An 18,473-nucleotide genomic window follows, 5' to 3' on the forward strand; every position below is an offset into this window, starting at 1 on the left:
GCCATGATTGCAGACAAGCCTGAGAAGAAAGACGATGGCCCTGCAGGCGGCGGCATGCCACCCGACATGGGTGGTATGGGTGGTATGGGCGGCATGGGTGGAATGGGTGGATTCTAGATCTAGACCCAGATACACCACATAGTCGACCTATTTAGATCGCGCTGGCCCTATAGCCAGCGCGATTTTTTTTCATCTAGTTGATTTTGACTTACCCGGATTTCACCATGAAACAAGAGTACATACGTAAAGCATCTGATTGTTTGTGGGAATTATGGAAAGAGCAAGGAAGCATAAATTCTCTACCTAGGCCACTGAAACCAACTAACAAGGCGCAAGGGTATGCAATTCAAGCCTGTATTGAGAACCGATCAAGTTCACCCATAGCGGGTTGGAAAATTGCGGCTACCAGTTTGGTTGGTCAATCTCATATAGGTGTTTCAGGCCCGATTGCCGGACGACTTTTAGAAGAACGAATTCACATCAACGCTAGCAAACTTTCGATTGGCCGATCGCTAATGAAAGTGGCTGAAGCGGAATTCTGCTTCCGCATGGCTGCTGACCTTCCTCCCAAACAACACCCATATACTGCCCAAGAAGTTCTGGATGCAGTAAGCCATTTGCATCCTGCAATTGAAATCCCAGACTCCCGGTTCAAAAAGTTTTCTGATGCCGGAGAAGCACAATTGATAGCGGATAATGCATGTGCACATGAATTTATTCTAGGTGCTCCTAGTGCAGATTCCTGGAGAGCGATTGACTTAAAGAAACACCCCGTCCAATTAAAAACTAGTGAACCAAGAGTTGAAAGAGGAAGTGGAGCCAACGTATTGGGTAGTCCCATAACAGCATTAGCTTGGTTGGTTAACGAACTATGCCAATTTGGGATGTACGTAAGAAAAAATCAAATCGTTACCACAGGAACAACAACCTTACCTATTCCAATTGACCGTGGAATGGACGTCTTTGCAGACTTTGGGGTATTAGGTTCCACATCTGTTAGTTTCGCCAAATAAAAAATTATATAACTGCCATCAAACTTAATTTGGTTGGCTTCCTCGGTTACTTCCCCGCAAAAGCAAATGGTCCGAATGCTTGTGAGACAGGCATCAATTCCAATAGATTTATATTCACATTACGAGGCGCTGTGGCGACAAAATAAATAACCTCAGCTACGTCCTCGGGGCTCATGGGATTAACCCCCTTTAGCATATTATCTGCTCTACCTATGTCACCCTTAAATCTAACTGATAAAAACTCTGTTTTGGTAGCACCTGGCTCTACACAGCTTACCCTTACTTGGGTTCCAAGCAAATCAGCGCGCAAATTAAGGGAAAATTGATGCACAAATGCCTTTGTTCCTCCATACACATTTCCCCCCGGGTAAGGATAAGACCCAGCGACTGATCCAATATTTATTATATGTCCCTGATTCCTTGAAACCATTCCTGGTAAAATATTGCGGGCACAATAAATTAGACCTTTGATATTGGTATCAACCATCTGATCCCAATCGTCTAGGTCTGCTTCTGCAGAGGATTCCAATCCAAGGGCTAGCCCAGCATTATTGACTAAAACATCAATTTCAGAAAATTGTTCTGGGATTGTGGAAAATTTCTTTTTTACCTCGTCACGCTCACAAATATCGAGATCCAATATATGGCAGGGTGTTGGTAGAGAGTCGGCAAGGGCTCTCAACTTCTCTGTTCGGCGGGCAGCTAGTATTAATTTCATTCCCGCTTCAGCAAACCTTTTGGCGACCGCTTCACCTATGCCTGCCGTTGCCCCCGTAATTAGTGCAATTTTTGGATTTGAAGTAGCCATATTTCTCTCCACTGTTCATGTACGTAACCAGAAAATATCACAAAATATAGATTAGTTTGAACTCACAGTAATATAACTATAATATAATAATATATTTTATTTATAGGTAGTTAATACGATATTTTCTGTAGAATCCTAAGGAGGAATAAATGTCCACTGCTAAAAAAGTAGCCTTTCTTGGTTTAGGTGTTATGGGTTTCCCAATGGCAGGTCATTTAGCCTCAAAAAATTATGACGTTGTGGTCTATAACCGATCGGCCGCCAAGAGTGAAGAATGGCTAAAACAGCACAAAGGGAGCTCCGCATCCACCCCACGAGAAGCTGCCATGGGACGCGATATTGTTTTTGCTTGCGTCGGGAATGATGATGATGTTCGAAGTGTGGTTTACGGTGAGAATGGTGCCTTCGCAGGAATGGAATCCCAGGCTGTATTTGTGGATCACACGACTGCATCAGCTGATCTAGCTCATGAACTCGCGGAGGCCGCAAAAGAAAAAAATGTAGAGTTTATTGATGCACCAGTGTCGGGAGGGCAAGCCGGGGCTGAAAATGGCGTGCTTACAGTAATGTGTGGTGGACAGGTAACTACATTCGAGAGAGTTCAGCCAGTAATCGATAGCTATGCAAGGGCAGTCACACTTATGGGAGACGTCGGGGCTGGGCAACTGACAAAAATGGTTAACCAAATCTGCATAGCAGGCCTGCTGCAAGGGCTATCAGAGGGAATGAATTTTGCACTCAAAGCCGGATTAAACCCAGAAACCGTAGTAGATGTGATTTCAAAAGGAGCGGCCGGTTCCTGGCAAATGGAAAATCGAGCCCTTACTATGGCTGATGATAAGTTCGATTTTGGCTTTGCCGTGAACTGGATGAGGAAGGATTTAAAAATAGTTCTTGAAGAATCTCAGAGAAACAAGGCTCGATTACCTGCAACCGCTTTAATAGATCAATTTTATGCTCAAGTTCAGGAACGAGGAGGAGGGAGATGGGATACTTCTAGTTTAATCCATTTGCTCATGCATAAGTAGGGGACATGCAATAGGAAAGATACAATACCGGCTAATCTTTCTCCTCCAGCTTAACTTGTTCCCAATAAGTCTGCATCTCATCAAGAATATTTGATTTTGCTTCATCTCTTAAGTTGTTTGTTAATTTTTCAACCTTACGAAAGCGCCTTTCAAATTTTTTATTCGCTTTGCGCAAAGCCATCTCAGGATTAAGGTTAAGGTGGCGTGCCAAATTGCTGCAAGCAAAAAGAAGATCGCCCATTTCCTCTTCTATTTTTTCTTCGCTGACATTAGAATTGATTTCTGCCTCTAGCTCACATAACTCCTCGGAAATTTTTTTTAAGACAGGCGATATTTCTGCCCAGTCAAACCCGATTCCTGAAGCTCTACGCTGGAGCTTTAACGCTACCGAGAGGGAAGGGAGGGACCAGACTATGTCGTCTAAAACACTAATCTCCCGGGCTGGTGTTGAGTTTCTATATTTATCCTTCCGTTCCTGAGCCTTAATTTCTTCCCAGGAAAGATCGTTCCGGGTTTCTTCTGCATCCTGGAAATCATTTTTGTGAAAAATGTTTGGATGGCGGCGGATCATTTTATTGCAAATAGCATCTACGACATCAGCAAATTCGAAGCCATTATTTTCATTGCTTAATTGACAATAGAAGATGATTTGAAAGAGTAGATCACCCAATTCATCTTTGAGGTTTTCAAAGTCCCTCTGCTCGATCGCGTTTGCAACTTCATAGGCCTCCTCCACTGTGTGTGGGGCTATGGTCTCATAGGTTTGGGCCAAATCCCAAGGACAACCCTTAGTTGGGTGTCGAAGCAGGGCCATAATCTCGAGTAAAGAGTCCAAATTTTGCATCAAAGTCACACTGTGGGACGATCAAATTCAACCGCTCCCAAGCCTCCGTTTTAAGGTGGATAGCTACCAAAATATCAATCTACAATAATCTGTAAGGTACCGTAGAAGCTATGGCTTTCAAGAGGTAGAGTTATAATGATGGGGATAAAATTTTGACCGGAGGCAGAACGGCTTTACGTCTTAGTAAAGGAATATTGTGGGTAACTACGCAAACTCAAAAGTGGGCAGGATTGAGTTGGAGTGCTCAATACAATTGAAAGGGCCAACCTTAATAATCGCATAATGTATATTATGGGAAATACGATATATTTCTTTTACCTTAGGTAGTTAAGGCTATTACTTCTCAATCCTTTTTAGATGTTGACGCCCCAACCTGATGGTACTACCGACTAAACACATTAATCCTACACACACAGCTAAAATCATTAAGCCCTGGCCCGCTGTGAGTGATGTACCGAAGGAACTGTACACTGCAACCCTTATGCAACCCCAAATAAACCCTGCAACAATTAGAAACTGGACAGTCTGAGTGAGTCGTCTTTCAAGATCCCAGCCAAAGATGGCGGCCACAATCCATAATATGGGATCCCGTAAAGAACCGGCCAAAATACTAACTAACAGCTCATAATTACCCATAAATGCCTACCTCGCGACAACCGCCGTTCTATAAATCTCTTCCTTCATGTAGAAGGTTTGACACGGTTAAATAATCTGTGGAAATTGGCGGTAGTTTTCTCCTCTAGGATACAACTATCAATATCGCGCATTGTGCTAACGAATTCAGCTGTATGTTTTAGAAAGCTTGGTTCATTACGGCGTCCTCGGCAAGGCACCGGCGCCAAAAATGGGGCGTCAGTCTCGAGGAGAAGATGATCAATTGGGAGGGTTTTGGCTACCGTCCTCAGCTCCTCAGCCTTTTTGAAGGTAACTATCCCTGATAAAGAGATGAAAAGCCCACAATCAATTGCCGCTTTAGCCAACTCATGCCCAGATGTAAAACAATGAATCACCCCTGGAAAACTACCTTTAGCAGACTCTTCTCTTAAGATTTGGATCATATCTTTATCGGCGTCTCTTGTATGAATAATTATTGGTAATCCACTTTCTCTTGCCGCCTCAATATGAGCAATAAAACTCACGCGTTGTTTTTCACGATCACTGTGATCGTAAAAATAATCCAGACCGGTTTCTCCGATACCAATAATTTTTTCATTCAATTCAATTTTTTTCAGGATATCGGAGGGTAAAAAATCAGGCTCCTCCTCAACATTGTGAGGGTGTATACCTATTGAACAATAGATATTATCTTCTTCTATAGTTAACGCTAACACATCTGAAAATCGGCTTAGACGGGTACAAATGGTCTGCATTACGCCCACTCCAGACTCTTTTGCCCTATGCAAAACTAAAGGCATGTCCTCCTTAAATTCGGAAAAGTCTAGATGGCAATGACTATCAACTAACATACTCGCTACTCTGTTTTAACCGATGACCAACTTTTCAAGTATCAAGGTGCCTTGGAAATACCCCCACTGGTTTTGGCAATAGAGTCTTGGGTTCTACTCTATGATCGTCAACTAGGAATGCAAACTTCCTAGAATCTTCTGGAATATTAAGCTGGTCTAAAATTTTACCTGCGGAAGCAGGCACAAATGGCTGCATCAAAATCGCGATCCGGCGGATTGTCTCTGATAAAACAAACAATACAGTCTCCATTCTCCCTTGATCTATAGACTTTAACTTCCATGGAGCCTGATGATCCACATAAGAGTTTGCCTCACGAATTATTTGCCATATTTTTTCCAATGCCTCGCTTAATGCCTGCCTCTCTACCGAAGAACGCACGTCATTTAGCAAAGCCCCGGCATTACGTAAAAGTTCTAAATCCTCATTTTCATATGTGCCGGGCGTTGGCATTGCTCCATCACAATTACGATTTATCATAGATAACACACGTTGAGCCAAGTTACCAAGATCATTGGATAAATCACTAGTTATACGATTTTTAAGTGCAGTAATAGAAAAATCTCCATCGCTCCCAAATGGCACCTCTCTCAACAAAAAATACCTGACCTGATCTAATCCAAAGGTGTCAATCAGTTCGAAAGGATCCACAACATTACCTGAACTTTTTGACATTTTTTCACCCTCGACTGTCCACCAACCATGAGCAAACACCCTTTTTGGAATAGGTAAACCAGCCGACATTAAAAACGCCGGCCAATAAACCGTGTGAAATCGGAGAATATCTTTTCCCACAATATGTACAGCGGACGCGCGGAATTTCTGAAAAGTATTACCGGATTGATCAGGATATCCTATCGCTGTTAAATAATTAGTTAACGCATCAAGCCACACGTACATAATATGGGATTCGTTTCCTGGAACCGGCACCCCCCACTTAAAACTAGTTCTAGACACTGAAAGATCTTGTAGTCCTCCTTCAACGAAGCTAATTACCTCATTTCTTCTAGAGTTAGGGGCAATAAAATTGGGCTGTTCGGCATACAATTTTAAGAGCTTGTCCTGCCAACGGGAAAGACGAAAGAAATAACTAGGCTCTTCTATCCATTCAACTTTGCCACCAGAGGGCGCCAAATACCCCCCCGCACCATCGCTCTTCAATTCATTCTCCGCAAAATATGCTTCATCCCTCACAGAATACCAACCGGAATAACTGTCTAGATAAATATCCCCCGTATCCACCAACGATTCCCAAATTTTCTGGCTAGCTAATATATGTCGTGATTCTGTGGTACGAATAAAATCGTCATTGCTGGCCCCCAACTTGTTAGTTAAATCTCGAAACCTTTGGGAAACTCGATCAGTGAAAACTTGAGGGGTTTCCCCAGATTCCAACGCAGATTTTTCTACCTTCTGCCCATGCTCGTCAGTTCCGGTAAGAAAGAAAACTTCCTTTCCATCAAGGCGCATAAAACGAGCCACAGCATCACAGGCGATCGTGGTATAAGCATGACCAAGGTGCGGGACATCATTAACGTAGTATATCGGCGTTGTTATGTAATAATTTTCGAGGTTTTCCATCTATAAAATATTAGCTCTCTGATAAATTACCTATAGATAATAATGTCGATAGAAAAACATGTTTCCGATCTAAATTAATTTTCTTCACTTGCTTGTACAGACGATTCGTTTCTTCCCATAGATGGATCCACTCATCAAGATTCTTTCTCGAAATTAAGCGGCTGGTCGTGGAAATATCTTGCGATACAATTGGGATTCCTATTTTAGGATCGAATTTGGCTCGTATAGCACTTGATAACCATTTTGCTAAATATTTCATCGCTAAATCAAATTTCTCCTCTGCGCCTCTGGCGCATAACTGGTCTGACAGACTATGAATTCTGGAATAGTCCAATTGGGGTACCTGGCCAAGCAAATTCTCCAACTCATGGAAAAGTGTGATGCCATCATTATGAATTACACTTGTAGCTATACCCGGACTCCCGTCTGATAGATGAAACAATAACTCTAATTCACGAGGCGATAAGCCCCCCACTCCACTTGATAATACACTGACAAAATCTTTCATTATCAATGGTTGGAATAAATGGCGCTGACAACGCGATGTTATAGTATTAAATGGAAGCTCATGAACATGACTAATCAAAATGAGAAGAGTTTGTCTGGGGGGTTCCTCTAGTATCTTAAGAATTGCATTGGCTCCGCTTCTATTCATTTCATCAACAGAATCAATTATGGCAACTCGCCACATAGAAGAAACAGCCGTAAGAGAAAAAAACTGCCGTAGTTTTCGAGCTTCATCCACTGTAATTTCTTTTCGCTCTTTCCCAGTTCTGGGATCATGTCCTTTTTCCAATACAAACAAATCAACGTGGGCCCTTGCGGCTACCTGCGATGCCACACTCTCATCATACTTAAGTGCGGAGAGTTGATTGCCTTGATCTCCTAAATCAAATGCGAGCGCTTCTCCCACTGTTTGACTCAATAAGTAACGCGCCAAATAGTAGGCCAAAGTTGCCTTTCCTATACCTTTTGGACCACTCAATAGCAATGCATGGGGCAATTTACCCATAACAAAACTTCGGGTTACACGTTTGAGAATATCCTCATGACCACACAACAACGTGGTTCCTCTTGGATGATTAAACTGCATTGAAATAACGTGCGTTTCTCAAATTTCGAACCTTTGCTCCACAAGAGCCATAATCTGAGTGCTTATTCTTTCCACTGATTGCATTGAATCAATAACGACACAACGGTTAGTTTCCTTAGCCGCTATATCAAGAAAGGCCTTCCTCACTTTATCGTGGAAAGTTAAGCCCATCGACTCGTATCTATCCTCGCCATCTACCCTTCCTTCTGTTCGCCTAAGCGCTTCCTCAACCTTTAGATCCATGATGAATGTGAGATTAGGGGAAAATTGTTCGATGAAAAGTTTGCTTAAGGTTTTAATAGTACTTTCACCAACCTCCATGGCCATTCCTTGATAGGCCATACTAGAATCTGTGAAACGGTCACAAATAACCCAAGTTCCATCCTGCAAAGCGGGCCATATTTTTTTAACGAGGTGATTGCGACGAGCAGCAAAGTGAAGAAGCGTCTCGGAATATGGGTCACACTTTCCCCTTTCGCCCCTTACCAAAATATTCCTTATCTCCTCTGCAAGAGCGGTACCCCCTGGTTCTCGCGTACAAAAAGTTTTCAACCCACTTTCATTTAAGCGCTCGGATAGTATTCTTACCTGGGTTGACTTTCCTGTACCCTCACCCCCCTCAAAAGAAATAAACTTACCGAGTTGCGTGCCGTTTTTACTCACTAATTTGTTACCATTGCCTAAAATATCTTACTCATTGGGTGCGCCAAAAACCATATAACTTACTGCACCCGTTAAGCGGCCTATAGGACCAGAACGGATAACTGCTTCTTGAGCGACTAAAGGAAGCTCAATTGGTTCGAACCCGGGCGCTTCAACAAACAGACTGCCCAACTCCGCGCCACGTGCAATTGGTGCCGGTATTGGAGAATCGTATTTGACTGTTACCCGCAATTTATCCCTTGAATTGCGATACAAGGAAATAGTCAAGTCATCCTCAATAACTAAACCGATTTTTGGCACTTTCCCCAGCCATACATCCCCATTTGTAACAACCTCCCCTGCCGAGAAAAGATGATAATTCGCAAACTGTCTGAATCCAAAGTTCAAGAGTCTCTCTACTTCTGAGGCTCTTTGTGCAGGACTTTCCAAACCGGTTACCACTGCTATCAACCTCCTATCATTCCGAAGAGCGGTAGCTGCTAACCCGTAACCAGCTTCTCTTGTGTGACCTGTCTTCATACCATCAACACCGATATCTTTATAAAGTAACGGATTACGATTCGCTTGGCGAATTTCATTATAGGTAAATTCTTTTTCAGCAAAGAAAGGAAAATAATCAGGAAAATCTCTAACAATTTTTTGAGTTATTATGCCAATATCAGCAGCACTCATTTTATGATCAGAGTGGGGCCACCCAGTCGAATTCTGGAACACGCTGTCCAGAAGACCTACTTCAAAGGCCTTTTCGTTCATCAGATCAGCAAAAGTTGCCTCATCTCCACCTATCGCCTCTGCTAGAACAATGCACGCATCATTGCCAGATTGCACAATAACGCCCCGGAGTAAATCTTCTACAGACACCTGCTTGTCTACCTCAACAAACATTTTAGATCCACCCATCCGCCACGCTTTTTCACTAACAGTAAGCAAATCGTCTAAAGCTATAATCCCAATCCTCAATGCATCAAACACCATATAAGATGTCATGAGTTTGCTGAGAGACGCGGGGGGAACCGGAACTCGGCTATTCTTTTCGAATAATACAGTCCCGGTAGTATAATCCATCAAATAGGCATGAGGGGCGACTGTTTCAAATTTAGGAGCCGACCAAGCAATCGATATCAAGGACATGAAAACGAAAAGTTTTAATAACAAAAACTTTCCAAAATGATTGACTGAGTAATACCTCACGTTAATTGTACTCCTAATACTGCACCTATCAACTTAGCGATTGTTCTAAATAGCAAATACTACCTCTCCGAGCACTCTAAAAAATTACCTTTCCCCCGCAACGAGATGGGAATCTGTATATCCAGCCTTTAGCAGTTGTTGGATCAGTGTATCGGCCGAATCCACGTTATTCACCGGCCCAACTCGCACTCTATAAAATGGTTGGCCCTCCAAATAAATCTCCGTTAAATGTACTGGGACTCCAAAATAGGTTAGTTTACCACTTAGTTGTGATGCATTATCTTTGAGCAAAAAGGCACCTACTTGGACAAAAAATTCTTTCCCATCAGAGGTTTTTGCTTCTCTATCCTCCCAACTATGATCGTCTTCGTGTTCCAATGAAATTGGGCTTGCCTCCTCAGACAGTTGTATCGAAGCTCCATCTGGTAATGGCAACTCATGAACTGCCACCTTTACAGTCGGATTTGGGCCAATTAACGCGCGTTCCTCTTCAGGGGTATTCATTCTCTCAGCAATATAAAGACCACCATCCGGAGAGATACTCTGCACCCGCACCATGGCTAGTCCATCCTTTTCAAAGCCCAGAAGTTGTGCCGCACGTCGAGATAAGTCAATAATTCTCCCATTAACAAATGGTCCTCTATCGTTAATATCTAAATTCAACGAACGCCCATTAGATAGATTAGTAACCCGCACCTTACTTGGCATCGGAAGCGTCTTATGAGCAGCAGTTAAATCGTTCATATCGTAAATGGCACCATTCGCTGTAACTTTTCCATGAAACTGCTCCCCATACCATGAAGCTATGCCTACTTCGTTATAATATGGATCTTCTTTGGGATAATACCAAAGTCCATTAATTTCATATGGTTTACCTACTTTATAGATTCCCAATCTAATTTTATCTGGTTTAGTTTCCTCCACGGGCCTAAGGTCGGGCTCTGGTGTAACTTCTGGCTCAGATAGTCGAACCACCTCCTTTATTCCATGCACAGCTAACTGAGTTTCCGCACATGATGTGAAAAGGAGGAGAAGCAGGAACGTACCGCCCAGTCTGACAAGAACATCTCGCGCAGCCAAAGCTGATGACAAGACAAAACAACAATCGAGGAGGTAAATCATAGACCTAATACCATGGTTCTACTTTCGAAGTTGATCCGACAAAATTCCTACCGCTAAAGCAAAATAAACAGATCGGTTCCATTTCATCAAATTTCTGAAATTATCGTACACCATATAGGCGTCACTACCATCCCCATCTGGCAAAACAATGGAGGCACTCAATCGACGACCTGGCAGATCACTGCCATCACTCCTCCTAATCCCCATTTTCTGCCACTCGCCAATGGTCCGAACCTCCTTCAAGCCTATAGCCGAAGTATCAAAACCTTGAGGAAGCAGTACCTTCCTCCCCCAGGTTTCATCAAACTTCCAACCAGATTGATGGAGATAATTTGCAATAGAGGCGAACACGTCGGGCTGGCTATTCCATATATCCCGTTTGCCGTCATTATCATAGTCCTCAGCAAAACTATGGAAACTAGACGGCATAAATTGGCATTGGCCCATTGCTCCTGCCCAGGATCCAAGCATTTCCGCGTTAGTAATCTCACCTAGATTTAGAATTTTTAGAGCATCGATAAGCTCTGATCTAAAAAACGAACTTCGGCGGCCGTCATAGGCTAAAGTTGCGAGGGAATTGATTACAGAAAACCCCCCAGTGAATCGTCCAAAATCACTTTCAATACCCCATAAAGCTACTACAAACCTCGATTGAACAAGATAATTCGGTTCCATGCCAATTAGTAAAGTTCGATTTTCTTCCAAAAGCCGCTTGCCCACATTCACTCTACTATTTGGTACAACTTTTGTAAGATATTCTTCAAAGGTTAGACGTCCCTCGGGCTGATTTCGATCCAGTGCGATAACACGAGGTATCAATTCAATATCTTGTAACACATCGTGCAGTAAATCTGCCCTAATCCCTGCTTCCAGTGCCTCGCTTTGTAGCCCAACAAGCCAATCTTCAAAGAGCTCACTAGCATCCGCCCCAAAGATTGTCCCGGCTTGAATAACCACCGTAAGAATAAAGGCCAATAGAAAACTTAAGTATTGGTTCATATTTGTTTCCTGATGCATCACCTAACAATTTACCGGAGTGTACAAAATAGCTAGTTGTTAGTAAAACTTTGGTATTATTGTAGGTAGGGTGCCAGAAAAATGCTGCCAGCGAATATTGGTAACAGAATTAGGTGCCAAAATAGCCCCCCCAGACCTCTACGTGATATGTTTCTTTGATTTTTGAGGACGCATGGGGCTATAACCAGAGGCGTTTGGAGGAGGAGTGGCAGAGTGGTTGAATGCACTGGTCTTGAAAACCAGCGTGCCCTTACGGGTACCGGGAGTTCGAATCTCCCCTCCTCCGCCACTACGGCCAAAGGCAATGCCCAGACCAGATAATTTTATTGCGAGAGAAAAATGACTAAATTTTATGAACCAGATCTCGGAAGCGAACCAGAGAACCCGTTTGCTCGAGACCAGAGCGGAAAGCTTGTACGAAGGAGTTATTGGTTGGATCTAAGCGACCAATCATTAATATTAGTAATGACAAGAGGGGTTGGAGCGTCTCTGAAGGCGAGCGAGAAAAGAGTACATTTGCTGGATATAGCTAGAGATCATCTCGTGGATGAATGTTGTCAGGAGATATTAGCACCAGAGAAAGAAGAAGGTTAATAAATTTCTTTAAGAAATTACTTTTAATTTTTTATTATTAAATATTTATATGATTTATAAGATACTTATTCTTAAAGAATATATCCCCATGTCTACTCTTCATGAACTTCCAATACGTCCATCCCCAGAGCCTCACGAAAAGTGTTATGAAAATGGTGTAGAGCCGGTTCATTCCTTCCAAAAAGAAGGTGATCCAACAACCCATTCTCAGCGGCCTTTTGAGTGCTCTCCCCCATCATATAATCTTGCTCTGATACAGTGCTCACAAAAACTTCATTCTGGGAGACCACGCTAGGTAATGCTCCAGATCGCTTCTCCAAGTTATATATATTTTCTGAAGTAATCTGGGGCCTATCATCATCTTCAACTGATTGGGCTTCGATCAACTCTTCGCTAAAGTAATGGCTTACCATTGTACATGATTTACCAGGATTATTCTTGACGGGATATATCCTTATAAGGTTGACGGTACCCCGCCCGATTACCAACTGAATATTGGGAAAGAGGTAATAAAGCACCACGGCACCATGAGTTAAACGCCACTCACTCCTGGGCTTAGTTCGAACTCTGTCTATCCCACGATTAGGAAACACAAACCGGTGATTACGGCCACTTATTTCGTAGTCTAATGCATCACCATAAAATATGCGGCCAACCGTGTCTTTATGGAGTTTATGAAAATGGTAAGTCTCACCAAAAGTATCGTTGGCCAATTTCCAATTAAGATTCATATTTATTGGAGTTTGGCCTACCCATTTCATCTCAGATAGACCCCAGCCCTCTAGCTCTACCTTAAAATCCCCTAGCAATTCATTAATATTTAAGGATGCCCGTGGTTTAGGATGAACCCAAAGTAAGCCATGTTGCTCAGCGGCCTCAAGTTTAATCAATCCTCTGCAGGATTTATCTATATTGCCAAAATGATGTTCTTGGGGAATTCCAATTAATTCACCATTGTTATTATAAGTCCAGTTATGAAAAGGACAGGAAAATTTGGAACGCTTTCCTCTTTTTTCTGATTCGACTTCCACTCCTCTGTGTCTGCAAGCATTTAAGAAAGCATTAAAGCGTCCTTGACTATCCCGGGTCGCCAAAATGGAGACCCCAAATTCATCAACTGTTAGAAATGCCCCCTTCCCAGGAAGATCTCCGCTCAACCCAATTACTTGTGGATATTTCTCAAAAAATTCTTCCCACTCCTCCTTAGCCAGTTCCTCTGATGTGTATGCCGCAATCGGGTTCCGGAGAACTACGCCAGCATCAACATTTTCTCGTTCATCGAGTTGCCGCATTAACTCCAGCAGGATATCTTCTTGCTTGGATTGGTGCATATGTAGTCTACTCCAAATGTAATCATGCCACCACATATGGGGTCACTTGCCCACTTTTGATCACTGTATTCTAAGGTAGTTACGAAACTATGCCACAAATAAAAACAATATCGTCAGATCACTTTCAAATACCCCTTCCAGTAACGCTGACTGATGCCACTCATGGAGAAATGAGCGAATTTGACATTGTGACCGCACGCATACGAGACCAAGAAGGCCATGAAGGGCTAGGTTACACCTATTGCGGGGATCGAGGCGCCGCCTCGGCCATCAGAACACTTATTGCCGATGGGATTACTCCCCTGCTTATCGACCAGGATGCCAATAGAATAGAAAGCCTCTGGCAAAAGATGTGGTGGGGCCTCCATTATACTGGACGAGGTGGCTCCCTCAGCTTTGCCATGTCTGCTATAGACATCGCACTATGGGATTTAAAAGCAAAAAAGCTAGGCTCTCCGCTATGGCAATTACTGGGTGGCCACAATGATAAAGTGCAGGCTTATGCCGGGGGTATTGATTTATTTTTTCCACTTGAACAACTACTGGAGCAAACCCGCCGAAATCTGGACAATGGTTTCCGTGCCATCAAAATGAAAGTAGGTCGACCAAAACTTAGTGATGATGTATCCCGCATCGCTGCAATGCGAAAAGAACTTGGCGATGACTTCCCGCTGATGGTAGATGCTAACATGGGGTGGCGCCCCGATCAGGCTATAACCGCTGCCAAAGCACTTTCTCCATTTAATCTGACTTGGTTAGAAGAGCCTACTATTCCAGATGATTTTCAGGGTTATGCAAAAATTCAAAAAGAAGGAGGCATACCCATAGCTGCTGGTGAAAATTTTCATACGCTCTACGAATTTCAACATCTACTAAATACTAACGGAGTTTCTTTTCCAGAGCCGGATGTTGCAAATTGTGGCGGTATATCTATTTGGATGAAAGTAGCTCACCTAGCTGAAGCGTATAACCTACCTGTAACCTCTCATGGCGTCCACGACCTGACAGTCCATTTGCTTGCTGCAGTACCCAATAAATCTTTTCTTGAGGTTCATGGGTTTGGTTTAGACAAATATATCCGCAGGCCATTTAAGGTGACGGAAGGTTTTGCCACCGCGCCCGATCAACCCGGTCATGGGGTCGAATTTGACTGGGATGCCCTAGAGAGGCATCGATCCCCTTCGTCATAATTTCTAACCAAGACAAGTTAGCTGTAAATCCCTTGGCGCTCCGGATCAGAAAAGTTGGCTTTAAGCAGATTTTCCAGAGGCGACAATCGCATACCAATTGGATTCCCATGATGTGTGATTTGAACAACGCCGCTTGCTGTAATATTTCGGTAACTATTTCCCCGCATAAATCGTCATATTTCATAGGTAATCCAAGCTCTACAAACCATACAAATGGCCCCTCAAAGGTCTATTCCTAAATGCGAGAATTTAAAATGAAAAAATTAAGGTTATGTACTTTGGCACTGCTGGCCTCCACGGTAGGTTTAATAACTATCCCCACACCGACAGAGGCACAAGATGTGGAAAGTCGCCTGTTAGAGCTAGAGCAAGAATTGATGTTAATGAAGACCCAACTAACCTCCCAGGTAAAACAGGCGCAGGAAGCCACTGTAAAAGCCGGCGGGGCTAGCGATAAGTTTCAGATGAAGGGCCCCACCCCTAAGTGGGAGTCAGCAGATGGTCGTTTTAAAATGGAAATCGATGGCCGTATTCATTACGACTTCGGTTTATTTAGCCAAGATGATGACCCTACCGGCAACGTTGAATTCCCTGACCTGAACTCCGGGAGCAACTTCCGCAGAGGAAGAATAGGACTGAAAGGCGTCATAGATAAAGAGTGGGCTTACAGTATCACTTTTGATCTCGGCGAAAGCTCCGACTCTGGAAATGTGGATACCGACGTGGTTTTTCTGCAATACAAAGGGATGAAACCTCTTACCTTTACGCTAGGGAAACATAAAGTACCAAACATGATGGACATTCAAACGAGTTCCAATGATATCGCTTTTATAGAACGAAGTCAGGTTGCCAATATCATGACTACCTCTATTCTCCGCGGACAGGAAATAGGAGAAAAACGGATTGGTTTTAGTATTGGTGCAGGTGGTTCTAATTACAGCACCAGGTTTGGCCTCTTCTCAGACAACGAAGACTTCAACGACGGGGACGCAGCTTTAAGTGCGCATGGTCGTATAACCTATGCCCCTGTTGCCACTAAAGACACGGTTATGCATATCGGTATATCGGGTTGGCACTTATTTGAACCTCCTCAGGACGAAACCACTTCGGCCACCCAGACCGTCCAGTTGCGCGATCGACCAGAATTTCGGGTAGACGGTGATCGTCTGATTGATACAGGGGCTATTGGTGGGAACGTGGATGAAGGCGACATGATCGGTCTAGAACTTGCCGGAAAAGTCGGACCCGCTTGGCTAATGGGGGAGTATGCCGTTGTTGAATATGACATCAACGGTACAAACGGTGGAACATTCACCGGTAGCCCGCGTTTTCATGGCTACTATATTTCAGGCGGTTACTTCCTAACCGGAGAAAGCCGAAAATACCAGGCTAAAGGTGGTAAGTGGAAAGGTGTAAAGGTTAAGAATCCATTCACCTCAAAAGGTGGCACCGGAGCATGGGAAGTTCTTGTCCGGCACTCCACCATGGACTTAAACGCTCCAACCTCCAGTATCGAAGGTGGCGAGGAACAGAACTATACACTCGGTCTACGCTGGTGGGCAAACGACTGGGTTAATTTTGCCTTCAATTACATCCATGCGGACGTTGACAAACAAACTGCTACCAACAGTGGTGTCGAAGAAGGTCAAGCATTCGATATCTTTGCCTTCCGTACCGCAGTTAAATGGTAGGTCAACCAGCCTCCTCTTACTAAAAGGCCTACAAATGAGCCTCACGGCACACAGTCTGGCGTGGGGCTTTCTTACACTACAATGCCAGTCGGGCACCTTGTAGATATGCGGCAATAGCATGGCCCCTATGCCATTTGGTGATTGCATAAAGAGCGCTAATCCCTCTATGTTGCCGTCTTCCAAACTTTCCGTAATACCTAAAGAAGTAGAACTCCTATGATAAAGTACTTTCTCCGCTATACCGTCGCCGGCCTTATATGTGGTCTGACCCTGCCCATTATTAATAGTAATGCTCAAGATACTGGAACATTAGAAAAGCTTCAGGAGCAAGACTTACTTATCCAGCGTCAAAACCAACGCATTGAAAGGCTTGAAGAAGCATTGGATAAATTACTGCAAGATCCTCAAGCGGCGACCCCATACAGTGAAGCAGAGAGCAAGGAGAAGGCAGAATCCATCCCCCCCGCAGATAAAGGCGAGGCAAAAGGAGCAGACCCGTTTGCTGGCAAAAGAGCCCCAAAAAAGGGGTACGACCCAGAAAAATCCTTTTTTGGGCCGCTCCCCAGATTCACCTCTTCTTCAGGATATTCCTTTGGTTTTAGTGGTTTTTTCCAATACGATGGCGCCCTCTACGGCCAAGACAGTGGTGCCAACGTCCCAGATTATAGAGACGGCACCCGACTAAAGAATACTGCTATTTTTCTTACTGGAGTATTTCCCAAAGATTGGATTTGGGGACTTTATTACAATCTAGCAGACTCTGGAGACGCCCCCATTAACGGCCTTTATGGCACTTTCGCCATTTATCGAGGATTCGCCCCCTGGTGGATTATGCTTGGCAACCAAAGAACCGGCGTGGGGCTTGACCCATCTGCCTTTTCCTCCTCAAGGCTTTTCATGGAAGAGGCCATGCCTCTTGGCAGCTTTGCATTTGCTCCCGGAGGAACGGCAATAGGAGTTTCAACCTTATATAGGGCGGACGGCAAATATTTGCGCGTAGGTCTACTGACTGATGCAGCAAAGGAAGCGAATTCCACCAACGATGGCGCTACTAGTGATGAGCCGTACGGAATTCATGCCCGAGCTGCTTGGTCACCCATAGCGGAGCGAACCAAAGCCCTCCACGTTGGCGCCTCTGGTTACTGGCGTACGGGCGGAAGCACAAAATTTAACTCGGACCCTGAAGTTACTGTTGATTCAAATAAGCTCATTGATACAGGAAATATAGAGCGTGTAGCGAGCTACTACTTTACCGGTCTTGAGGCGGCCTGGGTTGAAGGCCCACTTTCTCTTCAAGGCGAATATGGCCTCGTAAATGTACTACGGAAAAACAATAGATCGGGCCAAACAGCACTCCAAGATCTTAATTTCGAAGGATATTATGCACAAGCTAGCTATTTCCTTACCGGTGAGTCCCGAAATTACTACCCTCGCTTTGCGGGGTTTTGGAGAGTGAATCCAAAGAACGACTTTGACCTGTCAGAGGGGAAATGGGGAGCTTGGGAGGTGGCCGCTCGATACAGTTATTTGGATTTGGACGATGGCGCATCAAATATTCCTGGTGGCGGAATACGGGGAGGCGTTGCTAACAACTACACTTTCGCTCTCAATTGGCATCTTAACCCATTTGTTAAAGTACTATTGAACTACGTACAGAGTGACGTGGAGAAAATCTCAACAACCGGTGCACCCGCCGGCGACACCCTCCATATTGTGGGCTCTCGACTGCAGCTTGAATGGTAATAGCGCTCAAGGGAAGGTCAGACCTCTCTAATTCCGAGGCTAATCCGAGTAGGATTTGAGAGTACTCTTACAACCTATTGACCAGGAAAGGAAATAGTTC

General features: G+C 44.0%; 17 protein-coding genes and 1 tRNA gene. 7 read left to right on the top strand and 11 right to left on the bottom strand.

The genetic code is table 11. The annotated features are described in order from the left end of the window. Nucleotides 1–224 precede the first annotated feature (224 nt). Complete coding sequence (locus CMM32_10110) at nt 225–1,013, top strand: hydratase (protein ID MBT07247.1); 789 nt, start codon at nt 225–227, stop codon at nt 1,011–1,013. Between the two features lie 46 nt (nt 1,014–1,059). Here the strand turns inward: CMM32_10110 and CMM32_10115 are convergent, their stop codons facing one another. Next, nucleotides 1,060–1,821 carry an NAD(P)-dependent oxidoreductase gene (locus tag CMM32_10115; GenBank protein MBT07248.1) on the bottom strand — a complete coding sequence of 254 codons (762 nt, stop codon included), beginning with the start codon at nt 1,819–1,821 and terminating at the stop codon, nt 1,060–1,062. Nucleotides 1,822–1,970: 149 nt separating this feature from the next. On the opposite strand from CMM32_10115, the gene CMM32_10120 reads away from it, so the two are divergent. Further along, nucleotides 1,971–2,849 (top strand): oxidoreductase, encoded by an 879-nt coding sequence (locus tag CMM32_10120; GenBank protein MBT07249.1) that lies wholly within the window; start codon nt 1,971–1,973, stop codon nt 2,847–2,849. Nucleotides 2,850–2,880: 31 nt separating this feature from the next. Here CMM32_10120 and CMM32_10125 read toward each other — a convergent pair whose 3' ends face one another. The 9 genes from CMM32_10125 to CMM32_10165 all read right to left on the bottom strand — a co-directional run bounded on the left by CMM32_10125 (nt 2,881) and on the right by CMM32_10165 (nt 11,806). Further along, nucleotides 2,881–3,693: a nucleoside triphosphate pyrophosphohydrolase gene (locus CMM32_10125; protein MBT07250.1), complete on the bottom strand. Its 813-nt coding sequence runs from the start codon at nt 3,691–3,693 to the stop codon at nt 2,881–2,883. A 336-nt stretch (nt 3,694–4,029) separates the two neighbouring features. Beyond that, the gene (locus tag CMM32_10130; GenBank protein MBT07251.1) at nt 4,030–4,329 is read right to left on the bottom strand and encodes a hypothetical protein; all 300 of its coding nucleotides are present in this window, start codon (nt 4,327–4,329) and stop codon (nt 4,030–4,032) included. 44 nt (nt 4,330–4,373) lie between these two features. Beyond that, complete coding sequence (locus CMM32_10135; GenBank protein MBT07252.1) at nt 4,374–5,159, bottom strand: LuxR family transcriptional regulator; 786 nt, start codon at nt 5,157–5,159, stop codon at nt 4,374–4,376. 34 nt (nt 5,160–5,193) lie between these two features. Then, complete coding sequence (locus CMM32_10140) at nt 5,194–6,738, bottom strand: methionine--tRNA ligase (protein ID MBT07253.1); 1,545 nt, start codon at nt 6,736–6,738, stop codon at nt 5,194–5,196. A gap of 10 nt (nt 6,739–6,748) precedes the next feature. Further along, the gene (locus tag CMM32_10145; GenBank protein MBT07254.1) at nt 6,749–7,831 is read right to left on the bottom strand and encodes a hypothetical protein; all 1,083 of its coding nucleotides are present in this window, start codon (nt 7,829–7,831) and stop codon (nt 6,749–6,751) included. Between the two features lie 18 nt (nt 7,832–7,849). After that, nucleotides 7,850–8,494, bottom strand: a complete 645-nt coding sequence (gene tmk / locus CMM32_10150; GenBank protein MBT07255.1) for a dTMP kinase — start codon at nt 8,492–8,494, stop codon at nt 7,850–7,852. A 27-nt stretch (nt 8,495–8,521) separates the two neighbouring features. Further along, a complete protein-coding gene (locus CMM32_10155; protein MBT07256.1) occupies nt 8,522–9,625 on the bottom strand; it encodes a D-alanyl-D-alanine carboxypeptidase in 1,104 nt (367 codons plus the stop codon). A gap of 144 nt (nt 9,626–9,769) precedes the next feature. Then, nucleotides 9,770–10,807: a hypothetical protein gene (locus tag CMM32_10160; GenBank protein MBT07257.1), complete on the bottom strand. Its 1,038-nt coding sequence runs from the start codon at nt 10,805–10,807 to the stop codon at nt 9,770–9,772. Nucleotides 10,808–10,825: 18 nt separating this feature from the next. Beyond that, nucleotides 10,826–11,806 (bottom strand): lytic transglycosylase, encoded by a 981-nt coding sequence (locus CMM32_10165; protein MBT07258.1) that lies wholly within the window; start codon nt 11,804–11,806, stop codon nt 10,826–10,828. Between the two features lie 217 nt (nt 11,807–12,023). On the opposite strand from CMM32_10165, the gene CMM32_10170 reads away from it, so the two are divergent. Both CMM32_10170 and CMM32_10175 read left to right on the top strand, forming a co-directional pair. Then, nucleotides 12,024–12,113, top strand: a tRNA-Ser gene (locus tag CMM32_10170). A 50-nt stretch (nt 12,114–12,163) separates the two neighbouring features. Next, entirely contained in the window at nt 12,164–12,418 is a 255-nt protein-coding gene (locus CMM32_10175; GenBank protein MBT07259.1) for a hypothetical protein, read from the top strand. A gap of 92 nt (nt 12,419–12,510) precedes the next feature. Here the strand turns inward: CMM32_10175 and CMM32_10180 are convergent, their stop codons facing one another. Next, the gene (locus CMM32_10180) at nt 12,511–13,785 is read right to left on the bottom strand and encodes a hypothetical protein (GenBank protein ID MBT07260.1); all 1,275 of its coding nucleotides are present in this window, start codon (nt 13,783–13,785) and stop codon (nt 12,511–12,513) included. Between the two features lie 53 nt (nt 13,786–13,838). Here CMM32_10180 and CMM32_10185 point away from each other — a divergent pair, with 53 nt between their 5' ends. The 3 genes from CMM32_10185 (at nt 13,839) to CMM32_10195 (ending at nt 18,373) form a co-directional block, all read left to right on the top strand. Further along, nucleotides 13,839–14,939, top strand: a complete 1,101-nt coding sequence (locus CMM32_10185; protein ID MBT07261.1) for a uroporphyrinogen decarboxylase — start codon at nt 13,839–13,841, stop codon at nt 14,937–14,939. A gap of 239 nt (nt 14,940–15,178) precedes the next feature. Continuing rightward, the gene (locus CMM32_10190; GenBank protein ID MBT07262.1) at nt 15,179–16,630 is read left to right on the top strand and encodes a hypothetical protein; all 1,452 of its coding nucleotides are present in this window, start codon (nt 15,179–15,181) and stop codon (nt 16,628–16,630) included. Between the two features lie 216 nt (nt 16,631–16,846). Then, nucleotides 16,847–18,373: a hypothetical protein gene (locus CMM32_10195; GenBank protein ID MBT07263.1), complete on the top strand. Its 1,527-nt coding sequence runs from the start codon at nt 16,847–16,849 to the stop codon at nt 18,371–18,373. Nucleotides 18,374–18,473 lie beyond the last annotated feature (100 nt).

The organism is Rhodospirillaceae bacterium (assembly GCA_002728255.1).
In the GTDB taxonomy this organism is placed as follows: domain Bacteria; phylum Pseudomonadota; class Alphaproteobacteria; order UBA7887; family UBA7887.